Annotated in this window: 25 protein-coding genes; 16 read left to right on the forward strand and 9 right to left on the reverse strand. The window is 59.6% G+C overall.

Features of this window, described 5'->3' with window-relative positions:
- Window positions 1-11: 11 nt before the first annotated feature.
- A complete protein-coding gene (locus tag J3R84_RS38015) occupies window positions 12-662 on the forward strand; it encodes a DUF7007 domain-containing protein (RefSeq protein WP_203529572.1) in 651 nt (216 codons plus the stop codon).
- 701 nt (window positions 663-1,363) lie between these two features.
- Window positions 1,364-1,948 carry a hypothetical protein gene (locus J3R84_RS38020; protein WP_203529570.1) on the forward strand — a complete coding sequence of 195 codons (585 nt, stop codon included), beginning with the start codon at window positions 1,364-1,366 and terminating at the stop codon, window positions 1,946-1,948.
- 95 nt (window positions 1,949-2,043) lie between these two features.
- Here J3R84_RS38020 and J3R84_RS38025 read toward each other — a convergent pair whose 3' ends face one another.
- Window positions 2,044-2,871: an oxidoreductase gene (locus J3R84_RS38025; RefSeq protein ID WP_203529568.1), complete on the reverse strand. Its 828-nt coding sequence runs from the start codon at window positions 2,869-2,871 to the stop codon at window positions 2,044-2,046.
- Window positions 2,872-2,946: 75 nt separating this feature from the next.
- On the opposite strand from J3R84_RS38025, the gene J3R84_RS38030 reads away from it, so the two are divergent.
- The 4 genes from J3R84_RS38030 to J3R84_RS38045 all read left to right on the forward strand — a co-directional run bounded on the left by J3R84_RS38030 (window position 2,947) and on the right by J3R84_RS38045 (window position 6,476).
- A complete protein-coding gene (locus J3R84_RS38030) occupies window positions 2,947-3,879 on the forward strand; it encodes an AraC family transcriptional regulator (protein WP_203529566.1) in 933 nt (310 codons plus the stop codon).
- 418 nt (window positions 3,880-4,297) lie between these two features.
- Window positions 4,298-4,609 (forward strand): DUF736 domain-containing protein, encoded by a 312-nt coding sequence (locus J3R84_RS38035; protein ID WP_203529565.1) that lies wholly within the window; start codon window positions 4,298-4,300, stop codon window positions 4,607-4,609.
- Between the two features lie 139 nt (window positions 4,610-4,748).
- The gene (locus J3R84_RS38040; RefSeq protein WP_203529563.1) at window positions 4,749-5,804 is read left to right on the forward strand and encodes a Fic family protein; all 1,056 of its coding nucleotides are present in this window, start codon (window positions 4,749-4,751) and stop codon (window positions 5,802-5,804) included.
- Window positions 5,805-6,164: 360 nt separating this feature from the next.
- Window positions 6,165-6,476, forward strand: coding sequence for a DUF736 domain-containing protein (locus tag J3R84_RS38045; protein ID WP_125850942.1), 312 nt, complete (start codon window positions 6,165-6,167; stop codon window positions 6,474-6,476).
- A gap of 48 nt (window positions 6,477-6,524) precedes the next feature.
- On the opposite strand, the gene J3R84_RS38050 is transcribed toward J3R84_RS38045, so the two are convergent.
- Window positions 6,525-6,803: an HU family DNA-binding protein gene (locus J3R84_RS38050; RefSeq protein WP_239637618.1), complete on the reverse strand. Its 279-nt coding sequence runs from the start codon at window positions 6,801-6,803 to the stop codon at window positions 6,525-6,527.
- Between the two features lie 56 nt (window positions 6,804-6,859).
- Window positions 6,860-7,153 (reverse strand): WGR domain-containing protein, encoded by a 294-nt coding sequence (locus tag J3R84_RS38055; protein ID WP_125850946.1) that lies wholly within the window; start codon window positions 7,151-7,153, stop codon window positions 6,860-6,862.
- Window positions 7,154-7,296: 143 nt separating this feature from the next.
- Here J3R84_RS38055 and J3R84_RS38060 point away from each other — a divergent pair, with 143 nt between their 5' ends.
- Window positions 7,297-7,518 carry a hypothetical protein gene (locus J3R84_RS38060; RefSeq protein WP_125850948.1) on the forward strand — a complete coding sequence of 74 codons (222 nt, stop codon included), beginning with the start codon at window positions 7,297-7,299 and terminating at the stop codon, window positions 7,516-7,518.
- 143 nt (window positions 7,519-7,661) lie between these two features.
- Window positions 7,662-7,931 (forward strand): hypothetical protein, encoded by a 270-nt coding sequence (locus J3R84_RS38065; protein WP_203529559.1) that lies wholly within the window; start codon window positions 7,662-7,664, stop codon window positions 7,929-7,931.
- A gap of 131 nt (window positions 7,932-8,062) precedes the next feature.
- On the opposite strand, the gene J3R84_RS38070 is transcribed toward J3R84_RS38065, so the two are convergent.
- The 4 genes from J3R84_RS38070 to traC are packed head-to-tail and all read right to left on the reverse strand — an operon-like array spanning window position 8,063 to window position 10,951.
- Window positions 8,063-8,464: a hypothetical protein gene (locus J3R84_RS38070; protein ID WP_203529557.1), complete on the reverse strand. Its 402-nt coding sequence runs from the start codon at window positions 8,462-8,464 to the stop codon at window positions 8,063-8,065.
- 13 nt (window positions 8,465-8,477) lie between these two features.
- A complete protein-coding gene (gene traG / locus J3R84_RS38075; protein ID WP_203529556.1) occupies window positions 8,478-10,448 on the reverse strand; it encodes a Ti-type conjugative transfer system protein TraG in 1,971 nt (656 codons plus the stop codon).
- The gene (gene traD, locus J3R84_RS38080; protein WP_203529554.1) at window positions 10,435-10,650 is read right to left on the reverse strand and encodes a type IV conjugative transfer system coupling protein TraD; all 216 of its coding nucleotides are present in this window, start codon (window positions 10,648-10,650) and stop codon (window positions 10,435-10,437) included. Before traD ends, traG begins: the two co-directional genes overlap by 14 nt.
- Window positions 10,651-10,654: 4 nt before the next feature.
- On the reverse strand, window positions 10,655-10,951 hold the full coding sequence (gene traC / locus J3R84_RS38085) for a conjugal transfer protein TraC (protein WP_203529552.1): 297 nt from the start codon (window positions 10,949-10,951) through the stop codon (window positions 10,655-10,657).
- Window positions 10,952-11,197: 246 nt separating this feature from the next.
- Between traC and traA the strand changes: the two genes are divergently transcribed.
- The 8 genes from traA to J3R84_RS38125 all read left to right on the forward strand — a co-directional run bounded on the left by traA (window position 11,198) and on the right by J3R84_RS38125 (window position 21,043).
- Window positions 11,198-14,500, forward strand: a complete 3,303-nt coding sequence (gene traA / locus J3R84_RS38090; RefSeq protein ID WP_203529550.1) for a Ti-type conjugative transfer relaxase TraA — start codon at window positions 11,198-11,200, stop codon at window positions 14,498-14,500.
- On the forward strand, window positions 14,497-15,027 hold the full coding sequence (traF, locus tag J3R84_RS38095) for a conjugative transfer signal peptidase TraF (RefSeq protein ID WP_203529548.1): 531 nt from the start codon (window positions 14,497-14,499) through the stop codon (window positions 15,025-15,027). Before traA ends, traF begins: the two co-directional genes overlap by 4 nt.
- Window positions 15,028-15,043: 16 nt before the next feature.
- Window positions 15,044-16,192 (forward strand): conjugal transfer protein TraB, encoded by a 1,149-nt coding sequence (locus tag J3R84_RS38100; RefSeq protein WP_225968625.1) that lies wholly within the window; start codon window positions 15,044-15,046, stop codon window positions 16,190-16,192.
- Window positions 16,193-16,197: 5 nt separating this feature from the next.
- Window positions 16,198-16,815 (forward strand): TraH family protein, encoded by a 618-nt coding sequence (locus J3R84_RS38105; protein WP_203529538.1) that lies wholly within the window; start codon window positions 16,198-16,200, stop codon window positions 16,813-16,815.
- A gap of 129 nt (window positions 16,816-16,944) precedes the next feature.
- On the forward strand, window positions 16,945-17,682 hold the full coding sequence (locus tag J3R84_RS38110) for a LuxR family transcriptional regulator (protein WP_203529536.1): 738 nt from the start codon (window positions 16,945-16,947) through the stop codon (window positions 17,680-17,682).
- A 237-nt stretch (window positions 17,683-17,919) separates the two neighbouring features.
- Window positions 17,920-18,969 carry a class I SAM-dependent methyltransferase gene (locus tag J3R84_RS38115; protein ID WP_203529534.1) on the forward strand — a complete coding sequence of 350 codons (1,050 nt, stop codon included), beginning with the start codon at window positions 17,920-17,922 and terminating at the stop codon, window positions 18,967-18,969.
- A 31-nt stretch (window positions 18,970-19,000) separates the two neighbouring features.
- Window positions 19,001-20,407: a hypothetical protein gene (locus J3R84_RS38120; protein ID WP_203529532.1), complete on the forward strand. Its 1,407-nt coding sequence runs from the start codon at window positions 19,001-19,003 to the stop codon at window positions 20,405-20,407.
- 129 nt (window positions 20,408-20,536) lie between these two features.
- On the forward strand, window positions 20,537-21,043 hold the full coding sequence (locus J3R84_RS38125; protein WP_203529530.1) for a GNAT family N-acetyltransferase: 507 nt from the start codon (window positions 20,537-20,539) through the stop codon (window positions 21,041-21,043).
- A 141-nt stretch (window positions 21,044-21,184) separates the two neighbouring features.
- Here the strand turns inward: J3R84_RS38125 and J3R84_RS38130 are convergent, their stop codons facing one another.
- Together J3R84_RS38130 and J3R84_RS38135 are read right to left on the reverse strand one after the other, a co-directional pair.
- A complete protein-coding gene (locus J3R84_RS38130) occupies window positions 21,185-21,493 on the reverse strand; it encodes a helix-turn-helix transcriptional regulator (RefSeq protein ID WP_037197787.1) in 309 nt (102 codons plus the stop codon).
- A 21-nt stretch (window positions 21,494-21,514) separates the two neighbouring features.
- Window positions 21,515-22,837, reverse strand: coding sequence for a type II toxin-antitoxin system HipA family toxin (locus J3R84_RS38135; RefSeq protein WP_203529529.1), 1,323 nt, complete (start codon window positions 22,835-22,837; stop codon window positions 21,515-21,517).
- Window positions 22,838-22,976 lie beyond the last annotated feature (139 nt).

Consider the following 22,976-nt stretch of genomic DNA (forward strand, 5'->3'; position numbering starts at 1 on the left):
AGGAGTTTGTCATGGCAGAAATCCATGATGAGATGACTGCCAAAAAAGCGGCGCATGAGACTGAACTTCGGGCGTTGTCCCGGCCGACGGTACGAGCTGGAGCGAGAACCCCTTGGGGCGTGTCGCAGATCTCGCGGCAGTATGCTGTCTGGGTCGTTCTGCATTCGACCGCCGGCCATGGCGGTTTCCATCTCGACGAGAATGCCAATGCCATCGTCCATCCCCTCTATCGCAATGACACCGGATTTTACGAGGAGGATTGTGAATGGGCGAAGGTCGCCCATGCATTCCCGCACCTGTTCACCGCCTCTGAGCGGCGTAGCGCCGACCGGACGCTTCGCGATTATTATCCTGATGCCTACGAGCGCGTAATGGGCGTTACTCTCCTAGAGGGCCAGTCACATGCCCGGGACAGGCAGGATTTCGAGAGGCGACATCGCAACGACTGGGTTGTCATCGCGGCACTCAATTTCAATCACAAGCCCGGTTTCGTCGAATGCATCGCGACCCTAGGCGCCAAGCGTGACGGAACCGATGAACGACGGTTTCTGGTTCCATCGTCAGACTATATTATCGGCCGACATGGCTTCGTCATCGATCCGCTCAAGCACGAGCCATATGATGGGCCATCCAGCTTCGTGACCTGGTCGGCACGGCGATGAAAGCCGAATCTCCTACCAACACCGACGGTCAGCGAAATCCGCTGATCGATGTCATCGCGTTTTATCACGGGATCTGCGCACGGCACCAGGATTGCCGCTCCTGGTGGGCAAGGCTGTCCCGACAAATGAAGGCACGGCGGAAATGCAAAGCACGGCGCGGCCACCGACTGATCATGTCATGCAGATCAACAGAGCCGGATAGTGGGTGGAGGTTTCACCCGTCGAGCGTGCGGTGACGCTCTGATCGAAGCGCGGTCAGGTCGGATCATGCCACCGGCAACAACCGGCCCGCATTGGAACGCAGCTGGGATTGGGAATTGTCAGTATCCTCTGTGGGTGATGTGGCGACACCAGGATCGGATTGCGATCGGCGACTGCATCATGCTGTCGAAGCCAGATTGCCCGCCCGGCACAGCACCTCGGTTTTGCTGCGGTCTGACATGGGCGCGCCCCGGTCAAAGGCCGTGTGCCACGCCGCGTTGCGGCAGGATCATCGCCTCGTCGCAAGGCAGGCCCGCGTTTGGCGCAGCCCGCAAGTGCGGGCCGCACCATCCGCAAACCGTCCCCGCTCCTCCTGGCAATATCCTGACCTTGGGCCGGGCCGCTGACGCCCATGTCATTTTGCCCGCACCCGAGGGGCTGAGCCGGACGACAACCAGTACCCCGGGCTTCGCTGAAACATCGCTCAAAAGGATCCGATCATGGCACCGCTCAACCGCTCCACCCAGAAAAACCGTCCCGCCAAATCCCAGCGCGCCACCACACTCGAAATGGTCAGGCACGCCTGCCCCGACAGTCCCCAAGCGCTGCGCATCTCCGAAAGCTTCGGCCTTGCCCTCATCGACAGCGAGGGGATCCGCGACCTTCACCGCGGCCAGTTGATCGAAAGCGCCGATGCCCTGAGGGATGGCCTCGCCGAGAAGGCGATGCAGATCCACATGCAGCGCATCGTCGGATCCTTTGTCGGTTCGGCCTACGGCGCCGGGCAATTCTACAGCCGCGCGGTCACGGAAGCCCGTGACCTCACCACGAAGCTTTCCAACGATTTTCGCGACGAGGACCTCGACGGCCCGGTCGGCTTCGACAGCCGCGCCCAGCGCAAGCGCGAGTTCGCAGCCGACATGGGCCTGCAGGCCCACGTGCTTCGCATGGCAGCCGAAGGTGCCGTCTCGGCTTACGAGGACATCACCGGCGAAACCTGGAAGCCTTACGAGCGCACGGTCGAACAGCCCGCCAACTCCGTCGATCAAAAGGCAGCAACCGCCCAGATGGCAGCATTCGAATAGGACGATCGCGGGGCTTCGGCCCCGCCTGAGACCTCATTTAGGAAAATCATAAATGGGTAAATGCGCCGTAGGGTCCGAGCGCCCTCTTTCTCCGGTCAGCCGTCCGTCGATACCGTCACGGACGTCCACGCATCGATCTCTTCTTGGAGGCGCTTAATTCTCGCCGATACATGCTTGATTGCGTCGCTGCCAAGGAGAAGCTGCGGTGGCGGGTTATCGGTCTCGACCAGGATCAAGACGGCTGCAGCGAGTTTCTCTGGATCACCAAGCTGCTTGCCACTGACTGCCTGCCGGGCCTCGCGTACCGGATCAAAAAGGGAATCGTAATCCGCGATCGACCTTTCCGTGCGGATCATCGAACGTCCGGCCCAGTCTGTGCGGAAAGAACCGGGGCATAACGTCGTCACATGCACGCCGAACGGCGCCATTTCTGAACGCATCACTTCCGATATGCCTTGCAGCGCAAACTTGCTGCCACAGTAATACCCGATACCGGGCATGGTGATCATGCCGCCCATCGACGTGACATTGACGATGAAACCCTGGCGCCGTTCGCGGAAGCTGGGAATAAACGCCTTGGCGACAGCCACAGCGCCAAAGACGTTCACGTCGAACTGTCTGCGCATCTCTTCGAGAGGCGATTCTTCGATCACGCCCTCGTGGCCGTAACCTGCATTGTTGATCAGCACATCAACTGGGCCATGTTCCTTTTCCGCAAGCCGGACGACGTCCGCCATGCGGTCGAACTCCGTGACGTCGCATAGCACGGGGTGCGCGGCCGGCACGGCTGCGGCTAGCGCCAAGCGTGACGCCTCGGAGCGGACGGTGCCGATTACCTGATGGCCGTTCTGGACGGCAGCCGTAGCGATGGCCAGGCCGAAACCTGAATTTGCGCCGGTGATGAAAAAGGTCTTTTTTGACATGATGTGCAAACGCCCTTGATTGAGGATACGTTTGACAGATAATATGCATCACCTGATGAAAAAATCGCGAATTCGATGAGTTCCTTGCCAAATCCTATGAGATATGGAGATCGCCAGTCAGGGCGAACCTCCCTGGTCAAGTTGGCCGATGGTCTCGCCCCCCGTCACGGGTACAATCCGACGGCACTTGATCCCGTGCGCATTCTGCGTACCGAGGCAGTACTTCACGATATTCCGGTCCTCTACAAACCGGGCGCAGTGTTTGTCCTGCAGGGAAGTAAGCAAGGCATGCTGGACGGAGAAATTTTCCGTTACGATGAAGACCACTATTTGGCTGTTTCGGTGCCCGTTCCATTCCGAATGGAATCGATCGCCAGTCCAGAGCGGCCTTTGCTTGCCGTTTACCTCGAATTCGACATGCAACTTGCAGCAGAGATTGCCTTGCAGATGGAGCAGCACGCCGAACTGACGGACGACAAGCCACGGGGTCTAGTGTCGAGCAAGATGGCTGACGACATCGAGGATGTCTTGTTGCGCCTCCTAAAAGCACTGCGAAGTCCTGTCGAGAGTGCTGTTATCGGGGCCGCCATTCTGCTCGAACTGCACTACCGCGTTCTGGTCGGTCCGCAGGGCGGCGCAATGATAGCCGCGCTCCAGACGAAGGGGACATCCGGGAAAATCATCCAGAGTTTGGCTTGGTTGCGGAACAATTACGGCTCTGAAATTTCCATCGCCGATCTTGCAAGGAAGGTTGGCATGAGCGTTCCCTCATACCACGTCCATTTCAAAGACCTAACAGGCACCAGTCCGATGCAATACATCAAAGCAATGCGGCTCCACGAAGCCAGATTGGTGATCGCCCGTCAGAGATCCACAATCGCAGAGGTCGCTGTTTCAGTCGGCTACGCCAGCCCAGCCCAATTTAGCCGGGACTTCAAACGACATTTCGGTCGCACAGCGTCAGAGGAGGCGAAATGGGTCAGACACCACCTTGGCGAACTCGTCTGAGCATAAGCGAGGAGGCATAATGCCCGTTCCGGCAATCTCTCACATGTGGGCGTTCGCTTCGATTATTCGATTGGGAGTTGTGGGCACTATGCAACCCGCTCCCATTCGGCACCTCCCGATGATGCCATAGTCGTACCCCTTGATCTGTCAGCCGGCACGTCCATTGCGGTCTCGATGGGGCATGTCTGACCGAAGACCGCCTTGCGATGCTCGGCTCGATCGGCATCCGCAACGGCCGGATCGTTTTCTTCCCCTGTGCGCAAGCGCCCATTCCTCGCGATGACCAAGAAAGCCTCTCCTTTTGCCGTCCTCCACTGACGTTTCGGCCTTTCAGGTGCGGGCCGATCGTCTTCGGTCTTGTCGACATCCATCGAGGCCGCGATGGACGCGGCCCGAACAACTGAAAAGGATTACGACAATGGCAACTATCGGCTCTTTCACCGCTTCCGGCAATCGCTTCTCCGGCACCATCAAGACCCTCAACCTCAACGTCAAGGCAACCATCCGCGCGGTGGAGCGCACCTCCGAAAAGGGTCCTGACTACCGCATCCTCGCTGGAGCAACGGTCGAATTCGGCGCAGCCTGGAAGAAGACCTCGAACGAAGGCCGCGACTACCTCTCGGTCAAGCTCGACGACCCGAGCTTCCCGGCTCCGATCTACGCAACCCTGATCGAGGTCGAAGGCGAGGACGGCCTCTCCCTCATCTGGTCCCGCTCGAACCGGGACTGATAGCAACGATGGCCCCGCCGAAACGCGGGGCCTCCTTCCCTACCTTTAACTCATCCATATCCACTATCGGATGAAAATGGATGGAAAAATGGATCTCGCCGTGTCATAACCATTCGGATGGAAACGGATGGGATAACGGATGACGCCCCTCGATCTTTCAACATTGCGGATTACACCCGAGATCCTTTCACTGATCGCAGAGATTGACGAGTTCAAAGGCGCATGGCGCGCCCTTGGCCGCATTGCGCCTGATCGCCTGTCAAGCCTGCGTCGGGTCGCGACAATCGAGAGCATTGGATCGTCGACCCGCATCGAGGGGGCAAAGCTAACTGACCGGGAGGTCGAGAGGCTGCTCGTAAACCTCCGGATCGGCTCTTTTTCCAGCCGCGACGAACAGGAAGTCGCAGGCTATGCCGAGGTGATGGAGACAATCTTCTCCGCCTTTGACGCAATCCCCCTCAACGAAAATCACATACGCCAGCTTCATCGGGATCTGCTCGCCCACTCAACGAAAGATGAGCGACACCGGGGGGGCTGGAAGACCCTTGCCAACAATGTCGAGGCTTTCGACGAGAACGGTGTGAGCCTTGGCGTGGTCTTTGCGACAGCCTCTCCGTTCGATACGCCGGGCCGAATGGCGGAACTGGTGGCCTGGCAGCGGGCTCAGGAGGCGGATGGGACGTTCCACCCTCTGCTGATTGTCGCCGTCTTCGTCGTGGTCTTTCTGGAAATCCATCCTTTCCAGGATGGCAACGGCCGGCTGTCGCGGGCACTGACCACGCTGTTGTTGCTTCGGGCTGGTTATGCCTACGTGCCTTACAGCTCGCTCGAAAGCATCGTCGAGCAGAACAAGGAGGCCTACTACCTCGCGCTTCGTCGCACACAGGGCACGATCCGCACGGATCGGCAGGACTGGAACCCTTGGGTCGAGTTCTTCCTGCGAAGCCTGCAGCGTCAAAAGCAGCGCCTCGATCGGAAAATGGAGCGTGAACGCATCCTTCTGGGCGACCTTCCGGAGTTGTCGGTGTCGATCCTCGAGCTGGCGCGCGAGCGCGGCAGAGTAACCGTGATGGACGCGGCCAAGGCCACGGGCGCAAGCCGGAATACCGTCAAGGATCATCTACGCGCGTTGACCGATGAGGGACATCTGATCCTGCACGGAGCAGGTCGCGGAACTTGGTACGGCCTGAGTTGATACCAGTGTGAGGGGCCGGCCGGCGCATCGGTATCGAAGCGGTTGTTCAACCGTGCAAGACCGCCATTGCCATGTCCTTTCGCCCCCTGTTTCCGGCACGTCCACTGCGGTCTCGATGGGGCATGTCTGACCGAAGACCGCCTCGCGATGCTCGGCTCGATCGGCATCGGCAACGGCCGGATCGTTTTCTTCCCCTGTGCGCGGAAGCGCCCATTCCTCGCGATGACCAAGAAAGCCTCTCCTTTGGCCGTCCTCCACTGCGTTGCGGCCTTTCAGGTGCAGGCCGATCGTCCCCGGTCTGATCGACTGCCATCGAGGCCGCGATGGATGCGGCCCGAACAACCGAAAAGGAATACGACAATGGCAACCATCGGCTCTTTCACCGCTTCCGGCAACGGCTTCTCCGGCACCATCAAGACCCTCAACCTCAACGTCAAGGCAACCATTCGCACAGTTGAGCGCACTTCCGAGAAAGGCCCGGACTACCGCATCCTCGCCGGAGCAACGGTCGAATTCGGCGCAGCCTGGAAGAAGACCTCGAACGAAGGCCGCGACTACCTCTCGGTCAAGCTCGACGACCCGAGCTTCCCGGCTCCGATCTACGCAACGCTGATCGAGGTCGAAGGGGAGGAAGGCCTCTCCCTCATCTGGTCCCGGTCGAACCGGGACTGATAGCAACGAAGGCCCCGCCGAAAGGCGGGGCTCTCCCAAGTCGTTAGATCACTTGTTCAGTGCATCCTTGAGCGCCTTTGCAGGCGCAAAGGTCAGCTTCTTCGAAGCCGCGATTTTCACGGTCGCGCCGGTGGACGGGTTGCGGCCTTCGCGCTCCGGTGTCGCTTTGACCTTGAACTTCCCGAAGCCCGGCAGGCTCGTTTCGTTGCCGGTAATCGCGGCTTGAGTGATCGAGGCAATTACCGCTTCGACGATGGCCTTGCCCTGTGCCTTGGTCAGGCTGTGTTCGCCGGCGATCTTGTCGGCGATTTCATTCGTGGTCGTCATTTTACGTCTCCGCATCCTTGTTGATACGGAATCCCTGACAGCGGATTGGCGTGCTGTCATTGAGGCGGTGCGGCATGTGGCGTGGAATTGCCGGGATTTCCACAGTTTCCGACCGGTCGGTAGCCCTTACCCCGCTTTATCCGTGCCAGTTCCAGGAAATGCCGCGCAGCGTCCCTCTCCGTGGCGAACACCTCGCACTTCTCTCCGCCACGCCTTCCAATCCGTCCCCAACAGCGAACCACGGCCATCTCGCCGAACAGGGTGGGCTGCAACGACAGCGCATAATAGCGCGCCATGTTTTTCGTTGCGTCGATGCGCTGGCAATAAAGCCTGAAATTGTAGAGTGCCATGGTGAAAACATGACGAAGGCGTCCGCTCTCGTCCAACGACAGTTTTGAATCGATGCGAGGGTTCTGATTCACGACGTTGATGAGTGCTGGCGATCCGCGAGCAGTCGCGATAGAAGCCGCATTCCAACAATGGGCAGAGCATAATGGACGACGCAATCAAGATCGATAATCGCGGTGACTTCGGGCTTTGGGCGATTGAAGCCGCCAAGCAGATCGTCAGCGATCAGGGGTTCGAGCTGGCCAGAGCAGCGCGGGACGGCACGGAGGAAGAGCTTCGCGTCGCTGGGAACGCACTTGGGCAGACGATCACCAATGCACTCCTGGAAGTCTATGATGGGCTGCTGGGTGGTGATGAGGACGAGTAGCCTCGTCGCCCGAATTGGCACGGCAAAGTAACGGGTATGTCTTCGTCGCGCCCATCCGCCACTTCGGCGTCAAGGACTGCGCGGCCGATAAAAACGGAACGCAAAGAGCGGGGCAGTCGGTCCCGCTTCCCCTTCGGGCCACTATGTTGAAGCTCCTGCGGCTGTCCTTGTTCCACTCCTTGCGCGTCGAGAATTCCCGAAATCCCGGCCTGTGGCCGGCGCATGCTGATTTCTCCGATGCTCTTCATCCTCTTCGGGTCGCCCTTGCTTGTTTCACGTCGCGCCGTTTTCCAACCGAAGCGCCCTTTGGCTGCCGGTGCGTTCCACGCCAGCGCAAAATGATCCACGACCAGGTCGTGACCGGTGACATCAATGCCCGCTACGATCAGGACAACGAGCACTTAGGCGGATGAGAATTGCGATCGGGTTCCGCGCTTTGCAAGCTATCTTTTTCCGGAAGGAAAAGGTTAGGCGAGCCCACTTCGGGGGACGGTTCTACTCGCACCCCAGATACATTTCAGGGTAGACGCTCCACGCATCGTTATTACGCAGTGGACGGCTTTGTATCGCTGGCCGTCGCGCTTTCCTTCTCCTCCCGCGGCTTTCGTTTTCCAGTTGTCGACCGGATCCGGTTCAGGACAGGTGGCAGAAACGGAACATCCTCCCAGACCACATCGCGCTCGAAGAGGTGCTCGCTGTTGCTGTTGCGCCAGCGCACCTCCTCCCTGGTAACAAAGGGCGGTGCGATCTCGAAAACGGCCGCAAGCGGTGCAAGTATCAGAGCGCAGAACATGGCGACGGTTTTCACGATCGTATCGCCAAGCGGCGTCAAGACGCCGAGAGAAACGATCACGCCCATTCCGAGAAATGGCACGGCGATGATGAATACGACCCAGATCATCAACGGTCCGAGCAGTGGGTACCAGGTCTTTTTCCAATGTTGCATGGCCGATTTCCTCTCATTTGCGTAACGGTGTCAATGGCGTCTCCGCCTTCGAGACAGCTTCGCGTTCGGGCGCTGTTCGATGGAACCTGTTCACGCCGACGATCGATATCATGTCGGCGCGCCGGAACCAGATCGCGCGGCCACATCTCAGCGGCGCGTTGCCAGCGGTGAAGACGATCTGCTCGTCGCCACGCATGCGCATCACCTCATGCGGCAGGATCAGCGGACGGCGCGTGAGTTGCTTCGACCGCGAGCGCGACGATCCCTTCATTCCGGAAGAGCGGTTCGTCTGGTCGACCTCGACCGTCGTGTCGCCGCAGCGCTTCGAGATATACTCGGCGGTCTCGGGGTCGTTGATCGCCGCAAACGAGATCCACGACGCGGACTCGAACCATTTGCTCGTTGCGTCGCGACCACCATAGGCCTCACGCATCTGGCCGAGCGACTGGAAGATCAGCGCCAGGCTGATGCCATATTTTCTCCCAGCGTCGCGGGCAGTTTCGAGGATGCGCAGATAGCCGAGGCGCGCCACCTCATCGAGCAGGAACAGCGTTCGCCCCGCTACCTCGCCATTGCGATTATAGATCGCATTGAGGAGGGAGCCGATGACCACCCTTGCCAGTCCCGGATGCGACTCCAGAACCTTCAGGTCCAGGGCGATGAAGATGTCCGTGACGCCGGTCGCCAGTTCGTCGGTCGAGAAGCTGTCGCCCGAGACGAGGGCGGCATAATTCGGATAGGAGAGCCAGTGCGTCTCCTTTACGGCATTGGCGTAAACGCCGCTGAATGTCTCCGGCGTCATGTTGACAAATACGGCGACGTTCTCGCGTACGAAGGTGGACTCCGATTGCTCGTAGATCCGCGTCAGCCGTTCTCTAAGTTTTGGCTCAGGTTCGGAGAGATTGGCCCGGACACGGCGTAGCGTCTGATCCGTTGCGTCCGTATGCCCGGACAGGCAAACGTCGGCGATCAGCGCGGTCAGAAGCTGCATGGCGGACGCACGGAAGAAGTCGTCGCGCGCCGAGGCGGCGCGTGCGTTGTCGGTCATGATCCATGTCGCGACAGCGACGATGTCCTCCTCCCGGGTAGCCCCGAAGCGGCCGATCCAGTCGAGTGCGTTAAATCCAGTTGTAGGATCGGCGGCGTCGAGCACGATTACCTTGCGGCCGGCCCTTCTCCTGTGATCGACGACCATCGGCGCGACCTCGCTCGACGGATCGAGCACGACGAGCCCGCCGCCCCATTTGAGCGCGGTCGGGATTGTCACCGATGTCGTTTTATAACCGCCGGAGCCGGCAAAGACGATGCCGTGCGATGAGCCGAACGAACCATCGAAGCAAAGTAGAGGGGTCTTGCCGCCAGCACCCCATGTCTCTCTTCTATCCGCCCGAAACGCGACGCGCGAGACGCTCTCCCGATCGACTCGGTAGCGCTCACCGATGACGATGCCACCCGCATCCGGAAAGAGCTTTTCAGACTCGACCATGCTCATCCAGTCGGCCTCGCCATGGACTGCGCGCTTGCCGCGAATGCGACGGGGAGCCGCATCCGCAAATGCGGCATTGCCGCGAAGCACGACGCGCATCGCAAAGACGCCGGCGAGGAATACGGTGGCCGCGCCGAGCATCGTAGCCGGATCTGCATAGGCGAGGACAGATTGGTCCGATGGGACAATGTCAGCGATGTTAGCAAGGCGGGTCGCCTCGTGAAGGACCGCGATCAAGATCGTCGCAACGCATCCGATGACAACGCCCCATCCCGCCGCCTTGATGTTCTCCGCACCATTGGCGGCAAACAGGAAGATCACGCCGATCGCTGCCGCCGTCACATAGGGCAAGGCGAGGCCGATGCGCCCGAGCATCAGCTTTGCCTGCGCCGTCTTGCCGAACGCAGCCAGCCAAAGCTCAACGCCCGACATGAGGACGATTACTGCGACCATGATGGTCACCGGCAAGAGGGTGAGGAGAAGCCTATTCACCGTCACGACCAAAGGCTCCCGCGCCGATGGCGGTCAGGCGCACCCGCTCGGCATCGTCCGCCTGGATGCGAAGACCTGCGTCGATCAGCAAGCCGAGCAGCAGCGCCCGCTTCTCGTAGCGCAGGCCGGCCTTGACGATCAGGCCGCCCAGTTCGATCTTCTCGCGCGTGTCTTGTCTGCGGATGTCGGTCGATGAGCTCCGGCGCATCCGCTCAAGCCTCGCTATCGTTGCCCGCAGCCGCGCCAGATGCGAGTGCTGTCGAGGTTTCGCTGGTCGCGCTGTCGTCTCCGGGATTTTTCTTAGCCTTTGCATGTCTCTTGTCTCCTCGAAACCGCGCGGCAATGTCCTCGAACGCCACCTGAAGTGCGGCCTCGTCAGTGTCGATGTCGCCAATGCCTGCCTTTAGCGCGATCCGGCCAATTCGTTCGGCCTCTCGGGTTTCGGCCTGCTTCAGCTGGTCCTGCAGCCGGGCGATTTCTTCACGGATTTTCGATGAGGGTTTCTTCATTCCGGTTGTCTTCCCTTGGACTCTTTGCGGCGTGTGTCTCGCTGCCGAGAATCCTGCAAACGCACGTTCTAGGGAATGTGCAGATTTGCACGTCGGCAAAGCCGACACTTTGGAAGATGATCCCGCCGTTCCGAAGGAGCGGATCCAAGGGCGCAATTATACGTCGCTGATGCGACGCGTGCTCAGAGGCCTCAGACGGCCCGCCGCTCCCGACGAACGAGGTTCATATCCGGGAGTTTTATCGCCGTGGCCATCGCCCACTTCTCAGTCAACATCGTCAGCCGTGGCGACGGCCGCAGCGCAGTGCTGTCGGCGGCTTATCGGCACTGCGCGAAGATGGACTATGAGCGTGAAGCCCGCACCATCGACTACTCCCGGAAGGAGGGCTTGCTGCACGAGGAGTTCGTGCTTCCTGCGGATGCGCCGCAATGGGCACGGAAGCTGATCGCCGACAGTTCGGTGTCCGGAGCTTCTGAGGCGTTTTGGAACAAGGTGGAGGCCTTCGAGAAGCGGATCGATGCCCAGCTTGCCAAGGAGGTGACCATTGCTCTGCCGCTTGAACTCAAGCCCAAACAGAACGTCGCGCTCGTCCGGGACTTTGTTGAAAAGCACATCCTGTCGCAAGGCATGGCCGCTGACTGGGTCTACCACGACAATCCGGGCAACCCGCACATCCATCTGATGACGACGCTGCGGCCGCTGACCGAGGAAGGTTTTGGGCCGAAGAAGGTTGCGGTCATCGGCGAGGACGGGCAGCCGCTTCGAAACACCGCCGGCAAAATCGTCTACGAGCTATGGGCTGGCGGCAACAAGGACTTCAATGCGTTTCGCGACGCCTGGTTCGAACGTCAGAACCATCATCTGACGCTGAACGGGGTCGCGCTACAGGTCGACGGCCGGTCCTATGAGAAGCAGGGTATCGAGCTCCGGCCGACCATCCATCTCGGCGTTGGCGCCAAGGCGATCGAGCGGAAAGCCGTGGTGGAAGGGGAGCGTCCTTCGCTCGAGCGGCTCGACCTGCAGGAGGCGCGCAAGACCGAGAACGTGCGGCGCATTCAGGCGCGCCCGGAGATCGTGCTCGATCTCGTCTCCCGTGAGAAGAGCGTCTTCGATGAACGCGACGTGGCCAAGGTGCTGCATCGCTATATCGATGATCAGGGCATTTTCCAGCAGCTTCTGGCGCGCATTCTCCAAAGCCCGGAAATCCTACGTCTGCAGCGCGACACGATCGAGTTCGCGACCGGCCAGAGGCTGCCGGCGCGGTACACGACGCGAGAGCTGATCCGGCTCGAAGCGGAGATGGCACGGCGCTCGCTCTGGCTCTCCGAGCGGAAAACGCATGGTGTTTCCAAGACGGTGCTGGAAGCGACGTTCGCGCGCCATGCCCGCCTGTCGGCTGAACAGCGAGTAGCAATTGAGCACGTCGCCGGTTCCGCGCGCGTCGCCGCCGTCGTCGGTCGCGCTGGTGCGGGCAAGACCTCGATGATGAAGGCTGCGCGAGAAGCCTGGGAACTCGCCGGTTACCGGGTCGTCGGTGGCGCTCTTGCCGGCAAGGCGGCAGAGGGTCTGGAAAAGGAAGCAGGGATCCAAAGCCGCACGCTCGCGTCATGGGAGCTGCGCTGGAAGAAGGACCGCGACACGCTCGACGCAAACACCGTCTTCGTCATGGATGAGGCCGGAATGGTCTCGTCCAGGCAAATGGCCGGCTTTGTGGAGGCCGCGGTCAAGTCCGGAGCCAAGCTCGTGCTTGTCGGCGATCCCGAGCAGCTTCAGCCGATTGAAGCGGGTGCCGCGTTTCGCGCTATCGCCGATCGTGTCGGTTATGCCGAACTCGAAACCATCTATCGCCAGCGAGAGGACTGGATGCGCAAAGCCTCGCTCGATCTGGCACGCGGCCGCGTTGGCGAGGCGCTCATCGCCTATCGCTCAGAGGGCAAGGTGCTTGGCGCGGAGCTGAAGGCTCAGGCCGTCGAACACCTGGTCGCCGACTGGAACCGCGACTACGATCCGTCAAAATCCATGCTGATGCTGGCGCATCTTCGGCGCGACGTTCGAATGCTCAATGTCATGGCGCGTGAGAAGCTGGTCGAGCGCGGCATTCTCGGTGAGGGGCATAGCTTCAGGACCGCCGACGGTATCCGCCATTTCGACGCTGGCGACCAGATCGTCTTCCTCAAGAATGAAGGTTCGCTCGGCGTCAAGAACGGTATGATCGGCCGTGTCGTCGAGGCAGCGCCGAACCGGATTTCTGTCGTGATCGGCGAGGGCGATCAGCGTCGCCAGGTGTCGGTCGAGCAGCGCTTCTACAACAACCTCGATCATGGCTATGCGACCACGGTCCACAAAAGCCAGGGCGCCACCGTCGACAGGGTGAAGGTACTCGCGTCACTCTCGCTCGATCGCCATCTGACCTATGTCGCGATGACTCGCCATCGTGAGGACTTGGCACTCTATTATGGCCGCCGTTCGTTCTCCAAGGCAGGCGGGCTGACGCAAATCCTGTCGCGCAGGAATGCCAAGGAGACCACGCTCGACTACGAGCGCGGCAACCTCTATCGCCCGGCGCTCGCTTTTGCCGAGAACCGCGGCCTGCACATCGTCCAGGTCGCCCGGACCCTGCTACGCGACCGGCTCGACTGGACGCTGCGCCAGAGCTCGAAACTTGCCGATCTTGCTGTTCGCCTTCGAGCTGCCGGCGAGCGTCTCGGCCTTTTGCAAACTCTAAAAACCCAAACGACAAAGGAGACCCGCCCGATGGTGTCAGGCGTGAAACTGTTCCCGGTACTGTTGAGCGATGTCGTCGGTCGGAAGGTTGCGGACGATCCCGCTGTGAAGAAGCAATGGGACGAGGTCTCGACACGTTTTCGCTATGTGTTCGCCGATCCGGAGACCGCCTTCCGTACCATGAACTTCGACGCGGTCCTTGCCGACAGCCAAGTTGCGTCGCAGACGCTGAACAAGCTTGCCGCGGATCCGTCGTCGATCGGCCCGCTCAAGGGCAAGACCGGCGTCCTCGCCAGCAAGTCTGACCGCGAAGCCCGACGCGTCGCCGAGGTCAACGTACCCGCGCTGAGGCGCGACATCGAAACCTACCTTCGCATCCGCGAGGTCGCCGTGCAGCGGCTCGAAAGTGAGGAGAAGACGCAGCGTCTGCGCGTCTCGATCGACATCCCGGCGCTATCACCTGCTGCACAAAGTGTGTTGGAACGGGTACGCGACGCGATTGACCGCAGTGATCTTCCCACCGCGATGGCATACGCACTCAGCAATCGCGAAACCAAGGCCGAGATCGATGGTTTTGGCAAGGCGGTGACCGAGCGGTTCGGCGAGCGGACGCTGCTGAGTAATGCCGCGCGAGACCCGCAAGGTCAGCTGTTCGACAAGCTCTCGGAGGGGTTGGCGCCTCAGGAAAAGGAGCGGCTGAAGGAAGCCTGGCCGGTCATGCGGACGGCTCAGCAGCTGTCGGCCCATGAACGCACAGTGGTAACGCTGAAGCAGGTTGAAGATCTTAAGCTCGCTCAGCGTCAGACGCCGATGATCAAGCAATGAGCAGGCGAGGTGCGGTCGTCTTCGTCACCCTCACCGGGAGCCTCATGGTGGCTCTTGAAGGGATCGGTCTTGTCGGCGGCATCAGGCTGAACCTGACGCCGAGCGAACCAATTGGAATCTGGCGCATCGAGCCTTTGAGCCGAGCCCCCCTCGTCGGGGATCTTGCGTTCATCTGCCCTCCGCCTACGCCGCCGATCCAGGAGGCATGGCAGCGCGGTTATCTCCGGCGCGGACTGTGCGCGGGCGGTTTTGCGCCCCTCATCAAGACCGTCGTAGCGCTTCCCGGCCAGCACGTCGCCATCGGCGACATCGTCAAGATCGACGGCGCTGTTCTCGACGCGTCCCGCATCCGCGAGAGCGACGGGCAGGGCCGTCCGATCATCCCCTATTCCGGGGGCATCGTGCCGCCGGGTCACGTGTTTCTCCACTCATCCTTTGCGAGCTCCTATGACTCCAGATATTTTGGACCGATCCCCGACAGCGGGCTCCTCGGACTTGCCAAGCCGATCCTCACCTTCAATCCCTAACAGCTTGCACGGACCTATCTTGATTGGTGTGTCGATCGGGGTGGGCACGGTTGCCTGGAGCGGAAACATGACGACCCTCCCGGTCGCTATGTTCTTTCCATTGTTGTGGGCGAAGTCGTCAGCACGGCTGGTCGCGGCTGCCGTGTCAGCGAGCTATTTCCTCGCCGCTTCCCGCGGCTTGCCGATGGGTGTCGCAAACTTCTACGCCGCCGATCTCTGGCCGGGCCTCCTGCTTTGGGCGATGGCGTCTGCGGGCTTTTCCCTCGTGCATGCCGTGCTCTGGACAGGGCAGCCGGAAAAGAGAAGGGGCGTGCGGTATTTGCTCGCCATGGTTCTGATGGGTGTGCCGCCCTTCGGGATTGCCGGCTGGGCGCATCCGCTAACCGCGGCTGGAGTCCTGTTCCCGGGTTGGGGATGGTTTGGTCTTGGAGCGACCGCGATCCTGTTGGTCGTCATGACCGGTCGACGGTGGCAAATCGCGGTCGCAGTCCTGTTGGGACTATACGCCAGGTCCGCCACGGACTGGACGCAGCCAAAGGTACCAGACAGCTGGAAAGGGGTCGACCTTGCACTCGGGCAAAATCTCGGTCGAGAAGGCGCCCTGCGTTATCATCGTGACTTAATTGCAACCGTTCGTGCGGAGGGCGAAGAGGCCCGTTTCGTGGTTTTGCCTGAGAGCGCGCTTGGCTTCTGGACGCCGACCATTGCACACGTCTGGCAGCATGATTTGCCAGGATCCGGCGTCACCGTGATCGCAGGTGCGGCGGTCATCGATGCTGCCGGCTACGACAATGTCATGGTGGCTATCTCGGAAGCTGAGGCCCGTATCCTCTATCGCGAGCGCATGCCGGTCCCTGTTTCAATGTGGCAGCCGTGGCGGGCCTGGCTGGGTCAGCGCGGCGGCGCACACGCTCACTTTTTCACCAACCCCGTCGTCGAGCTCGGTGGCCAGAGGATCGCGCCGCTGATCTGCTACGAGCAACTCATCGTCTGGCCTGTCCTACAGTCGATGCTGCACAAGCCGGACATGATTGTCGCCGCCGGCAATGGCTGGTGGACATCGGGTACCTCGATCATCGCGATCCAGAACGCCAGCACTAGCGCCTGGGCCCGGCTGTTCGACTTGCCCCTCGTCACCGCCTTCAACTCCCAAGCAGAGGAATAGCAACTATGGTCGATGCCGCTCTTATCCGGCAATGCGCCGATCCGGGTCTAAAGCCTGCCATCGTCGAAAAGTTCATCGCGCAAGCCGGATCCGACGATCCGCTTGCCGTGACGGTTCGCTCGGGCAACCGGATCATCCTCGTGCCTCAGGCGAAAACACCCGAGCAGGCGATGGCACTGATCGGCGAGTATGTCGGACAGGCTGTCGTACGTGTGGGAATCACGCAATATCCGGCCGGTCTGGGGATCAAGGATGTCTGGGAGTTGAAACCGGATCTTGTCGACGCTTGCAAGAATATCCGCATGGGAACGGTGCTGTTCGGAAAGGTCTACCGGATCGTCACCAAGTGGTACGGCAATGCCGTCGACGAAGCCTTCGAGGACGCCATCATTTCCTGGCAGAGCGGATATTTCGAGGGAAAGGCCGTGTTCACGGCCCCCGATCCTGGCAACGTAAAACTCGCCGAGCCAAGGCAAGACGACCCGAGCATCGAGCCGGCTGCGGATGCTAGTGCGAAGCCACAGGACCGAGGAGGCCCGGACGATTCGAAAGCCGACGGTGCAAGCGATCCAAACAGGGCAGGAATGCGCATCGATCTCTCCGGAATCGGAGGCTCGAGATAGACCGGATTTTCGCCGCGTCACAATTCAAACGGCGATCATCCAATGGTGAACACGTACACACCGAACGATGCGGCAGATCCCTCGGTATGCGGAAACCGTAGACCCGTCGCGCTTCTCGAAAGGAAACCAATGGAAAATCGACAACCGTCGCCATTGTCATGGTCGCTGGCGATATTGCGAAGGGTAAGCAGCAGAGCGGATTTGAATGTCGCTATCGCCGATATTCGAGAGCGATACCATTTTGCTCATCTGGTCTTCTTGGTGGTCCGGCCAGCAAATCGGGCGGACGCCTATCCCTTCTATTGCACGACATATCCGGAGGAATGGACATCCCTTTATCTTCGAAAAAACTATTTCGAAATCGACCCTGTCATGGAACTCAGCCGCACCGGCTTTCTGCCCGCAGATTGGTCAAATCTCGATCGGAGATCCCCAGGAACCCGAAGTTTTTTCAAGGAGGCGTCGTCATTCGACATTGGCCGGCACGGTCTGACAGTTCCGATCAGAGGCCCGGGCGGCGAACGCAGCCTGTTTTCGGTGACGTCGAACCTGCCGGGGCCTGAGTGGCGGAAACTACGTGTATCGAGTAACTACGACCTTCAGATACTCTCCCATTATCTGCACGAGAAAGTGCTGTCTGTGTCGGGCCTGCGCCAAGGTGGCGGCTACCGGAAACTATCCCGGCGAGAACAGGAATGTCTTCAACTCCTGGCGCGCGGCCTCGTTTCGAAGCGCATCGCCGCGAGACTGCAGATTTCGGAGAATGCCGTGCGCCTCTACCTCACGTTAGCCAAACGCAAACTCGATGCCAGGACGATGTATCAGGCTATCGCAAGGGCAAGCTTCCTTGAAATAATCGAGACCTGACACCGCGCAAATACGCCTTTTCGGCGTTTTGACGACGTCTTTGAACAAGTCAAAGTTGCGAGTCAATCTCCCGATATCGGTAGATTGCATCGAGTCTCCTGGGCAATCAACTCTACGCAATCACGGTTAGTCGCGAAAAATGCCCTTGGGCAAAGGGCAATCGGCGGAGCTGTGAGCCCTGATCCGAAAGTCGGATCACGCGGCACCCATCGTTTGGCTTGAAACGAGGATCGCACCATGGTGGACAGCAAGACAATAGGCGCCTGGCGGAAGGCTCCGCGCCTCAATTCGTTTGCAACCTTCTTCGAACAAACGGCCAGCGGACTGGGAGGGGCGCCTGATCTGGGCAGGCCCGAACCTGAGATGGGTCTCCTGTCGTTCGATCTCGCTTGCATGACATTCTGGGATACGCACCGGCGTTTGTGGGGACATTTCGACAGCCACTATTTTGCAAGTATTCCCTATCGGCTGGAGGAGGAGTGTCGCCTGGGTGCCGCCATCTTCTCGTTTGCGGAAAAGACGTGGGCACGCGGCAGACGTCCTGCGACGATCTACACCCTGGGAGCTGGCGCCGGCACCCTTGCGAGGACACTGGCAAAGCTTGGTGACGGGCGCCTGAAAACCCTCAATTGCAGTCCCACAGACGGCAATCGCGTCAGCTTTTTCGCCAGGAGAGGTAGCGAGGATGCTCACTTTTACCACGGGCCGTTCTTCGAACTCGACGATGAGCGCTATGCGGAAGATGAAACTCTTCAGCCTTTCCGGGACGGATATGATGTCCTGCTCGAAGACACGACGTTCCAGATGTACGGGCGTGACAGGGACAATCAAACTGGCTTCATTGCGCCCCGTGTCCGTTCCAACGGCGTGTTGGTTCAGGTGCAAAAGCTCGTCCACGGAAACACGGAAGCCTATCTTGAGCGAGAGCGCCATAAGGACGAGGTGTTCAAGTCGAGGTTTTTTACCAAGAGGCAGATTGTCGAGAAGAAGCGTGGTGTTCTGGATACGATGTTCGATTTCCAGGTCGATCTGGAGACATCGCGATCTGCTCTCCGATCGTACTTCCGCTATGCCGTCGTCACGTGGAATAGCGGGAATTTCTATACGATCGTCTCCTCCAATTCCTTGAATTCGCTGCGAGACTTTGTCACTTCCATGGTGAAGCCGGCGATACCGCCAGAATTTTGCCACGAGCAGCTGCCGCAGATCCTCGTGAATGACGAGAAAAATCCGATCCCGTCAGACTGGGCGTGGCGACCGCCGCAGTCGATCGACCGCGAAACCTGACCGGTCGGTTGTTGATGCGAGAATAGCAAAAATGAGCAAAGAGCTGTCGAGCGCCACGGGCGGTCAAAGTGCTGCGGAGGATGTAAGACGGACTTTGTCTTTTCTGATGCCCGACCTTGCCAGGTTCTGGGCGCTTCCGCTCAAGGACTACGCATCTGCGGTTTACGCAGAAGGCCGCCGCGGCCGATGTTCGGTTCGCGACGATGCGATGATCCGGTTTCGGACTTTTGTCGCTCGGATCGCGTTAAGGTCAGGGGCCAGTCAGGATGAGGCAGAGAATGCAGGCCGGCAAATAGCGGCCTCGCCGGTTATCCAAACCGGTCCCCACTGTCATTTGCTGATCGAGCCCGATGCATTCTACACGCACCTGTTCAGTGCACTCGGCCTCACCGCCCACGCCCGCCGGTGGCACATCTGCTACAGCTCTTCGACGGTAAAATTCATCGAAAAGGCGAAAAAAGGCCCTGGATGGCTTTCGCTTGGCGGCGAGGTTGTGAACGTGTTCGGCCTGTCTCGAAGCCGGATGGATCCTTGCAGTGTTTGTGGCTTCAGTGGGCCTTATCGCTTCACGCTGGCGGGGCAAAATGGCGGCGGATCCGCCAATGCCGCCGCGGCACAGCTCAAGGCTATTTTGCCGGACACCGAATTTCCGTCAGGGGCCGAGGCGATCAAAGCTGCCAATCAGGTCCTATGGCGACGGTCGTTTCCGCCGTCTCTCCGGCTGCTGCAATTTGACGATATCGATGTTGCCGATCTCGTCGCGGACCATTTCGAGGATTCGGCATCGTGGCTATCGACCCATCTCGCCGGGCCTGGCCGGTTTGCGGACAGGATTTTGAGGACGGTGGATCAGCTCAACGCTGGACCGTGGGCGGGATGGGTCCGCCAGACGACCGATTTTTTCTGGGGTCTGCAGGATGGCAGGATATTTCCCTTGCGTTTCCATGATGGCGTTCTTTCAAGCTGGCACCCTTCGTTCCGTGAAGTAAGATTCGATCCGGAAAGCCTCGCGGCAGCGCTACGCCAGCGCAGCTTGGTGCCGAATCTGCTCATGACGTTTCTGGTGACATCGATCCTGCCGGGCGTTCGCGTTCTCGGCGGATGCCGCCAGACCGTCTATTATCCCCTCATACGGTATCTCACAGCAACTGCACTCGATGTCTCGACCGACCGGGAACTCATTGACGCACTGCGTGCTGACGAGCGACCTGGAATGTGGGGGCACCGGGTCCTGCGCCCAATGAACGGCTCCCCATTCATGGAGACCGAAGAAAACGGATCTGGGCTGCAGATAGCTGCCAGATATGGGGCCTGCTCTTTGGAGGATGCCGCCGGCGACCTTGCCAGTTTCACCGGCGATCCGATTTGGGCAGAGCTGTCGGCGCAAATAAGGGCTCAAGCAATTCACCCTGCTTCCGTGGAGTGGCAGTGGGCATAGTCCTCGCAGCCGCTGGCGGAGCTGTGGACTGGAAGGGCTGCGCACAGGTTCCTCTGCACGCGGCGAATGGTTCGTTGGGGTCCGCAACCTTCCCCGGTGGGAGCCCGTTTCTTTTTTCTGGAGTCCATCATGGTTGTGGAGCGAGTATCGATCAGGCGAATTGCCGCTGACGAGATCGATGTTTTCCGGAGCATTCGGCTAGAAGCCCTTCGTTGTGAACCGGCTTCCTTCGCGAGCCGATTTGAGGATTGGCAATTCCTCCTTGATGAGGAGTGGCGCCGAAGGCTGAATGATCCTGTCTTTGTCGCGTTCAGCAAATGCGAGCCCATTGGCATTATGGGGCTCGTGCGTTTCCGCCCGCACAAGATGGCCCATCGCGCCACCCTTTTGATGGTTTATCTGCGCGAATGTTTTCGCAGCACAGGTCTTGCCAAAGATCTTCTGGATGCTGTGATCGACTTTGCAAGAGGCGAGGGAGTTTTGCAGCTGGAACTCGCTGTCAACGCCGAAAATCCCGCGGCCTTGCGCTTCTACCGGCGCCATGGATTTATCGAGGTTGGCCGGATCCCCTGTGGACTGCTGGACGGTGACAGGGGAATCGAGGACGTCATCATGGTGCGGCGACTGCGCGGATGAGCATTTACCGCGCTTCTATCGGGTTTGGAATTTGGTAGCGGCTGTCATCTCCAACCACCTTGGTAGATACTGTCTAAAGACTCGGCGATTGGGTACTCGGCCCTGCGTTTGCCGCCGTGGGCGACGAAACGGTGCATGTCGTCAGTTGAACGGCGATTTCGCGGCGTCCTCACGCGGCGTTCTTGGCACAAAACCGACAGCAAATCCGAACAGGCGGCCGATCTTGTCCAGTGTTTCAAGTGTCGGGTTTGCGGTGCCAGCTTCGATTTCGGCGACTTGCCGCCGCGTAAGACCGAGGGTTTTGGAGAACTCTTCTTGTGTCATCCCAAAGCTCTTGCGGATCTCCACCACAGCGCCCGGCAGGCGCAGCGCACCCTGACGCGCCTGCTCGGCCAAATTCCGGCGGTGCTCCAGGATTTCTTCTTTCGTGGGTTTTTTCCAGCGGGCCATTTGATCAGCTCCATTCTGATGTCACGCGCAGGCCACTGAAACGCTGTCCGCTATCTCAATGCAGCGGCTCATCGCCCGATCGAGAATTTCGGGCGGTGCGCCGATGTCTTTGGCAATTTGCGGCGCCTGCCTCAAGCGTTCGGCAAATTGGCCGAGCGCGGTTATGAGGCGCGCCTGTTCATCCGGATCGGGCATAAGCTCGGCGCAGATCAGTTTCCAATCCGGAAGGTGATCGCGGCCTGCATCGCGCATGGAAGCCCAGCGCGTGGAACGAATAATTCCTTCCTTGGCCAGTCGCATGGGTGCGAAATCGAATAGCGGCGACAGCCGGATCCTTCCGTCAGGATGCTTGCTCAATGCCGAGTTCCGGCCATGATTGTCGGGATTGCCGAGCGCCAGGTTGGCAATGTCGCGCTTCAGGTATTCGACTATGTCAGCGAACGGATCGGACGAATATCGCTTCAGAACGTCGATATAGATTTCGTGCGAGCCGATATGGCCGAAATCGGCAACGCCAATGGCAGACACCAGACTTTCCTGCCCAAGGCGTACCGTCTGGCCATTCTTCCCCTTTTTCCGATCGAAACGAGGGATGATCAGGACGCCATCCGCATAGGTTGAGACCTCGCTGACATTCAGGCCGATTGCCTCAGCAATTCGGGAATAGAGTGCTTCACCTTCGAGAATCAGACGATCAACTGGTTCAGTGCTACGAACCAGTTTGACGATGACATGACGCATTGCCTCGTCGTCGGCGACGAAGCTGTCAGGGTAGTATAGTCCGTCGCTCGCTTGGGTCATCGACACTTTCGGCCACTCGCCCTGAAGACCGCTTGAGCCGGAGGCGAGCATTCCGAAACGATCGGCGACTTCCATGAAGCGGTCCGAACGCTCCAGAATATCCGCCTCGGTAACACCCATGCGCTGTACATCGTGCAAACGCTCTGCTTCCGCGTCCGCCGCTTGCCTGATTCGAACATTGCCGATTCCGCCCGTCGCCGATCGAAGAAGCAGAGGAAGATCGGACGCGCGAGACGCTTCGACGAGCCCAAGATGTTCAGCAAGCTTCCGCCTTGCATGTCCCTGCGGCATCAGATCCAGAAGGAAAGGAGGCCAATGACGGCCATATCGGTTTTCGAGGTCCACCGGATAGCGGACCGACAGCGCGCGAAGGTCGCAGACCGTTTTGCCTAGCGCGAATTCTTGGGACGCCGCCGCAATGAAATAGTCGAGGTCATAGTCAACGATCGACGCGCCTTGATAGCCAGTATCGTCGTCGCGTATCTCGAGTGTAGCAGCTTGATGCCACTCACCACTAAAATGGATTTGAAGCGTTAATCGCATTATTGCTCCTTTTAATGGATCAATTAATGCCTTATTGCAAAAAAATCAACCCAACAAAATGGGTCAATAAAATTCTCGGCTGTCACCTTCGAGATCTCGCTTCTGAGGTTAAAGCTTCCTGCTTGGCAGAATTTCCTAA

It is taken from the genome of Ensifer canadensis, assembly GCF_017488845.2.
GTDB classification, from domain to species: domain Bacteria; phylum Pseudomonadota; class Alphaproteobacteria; order Rhizobiales; family Rhizobiaceae; genus Ensifer; species Ensifer canadensis.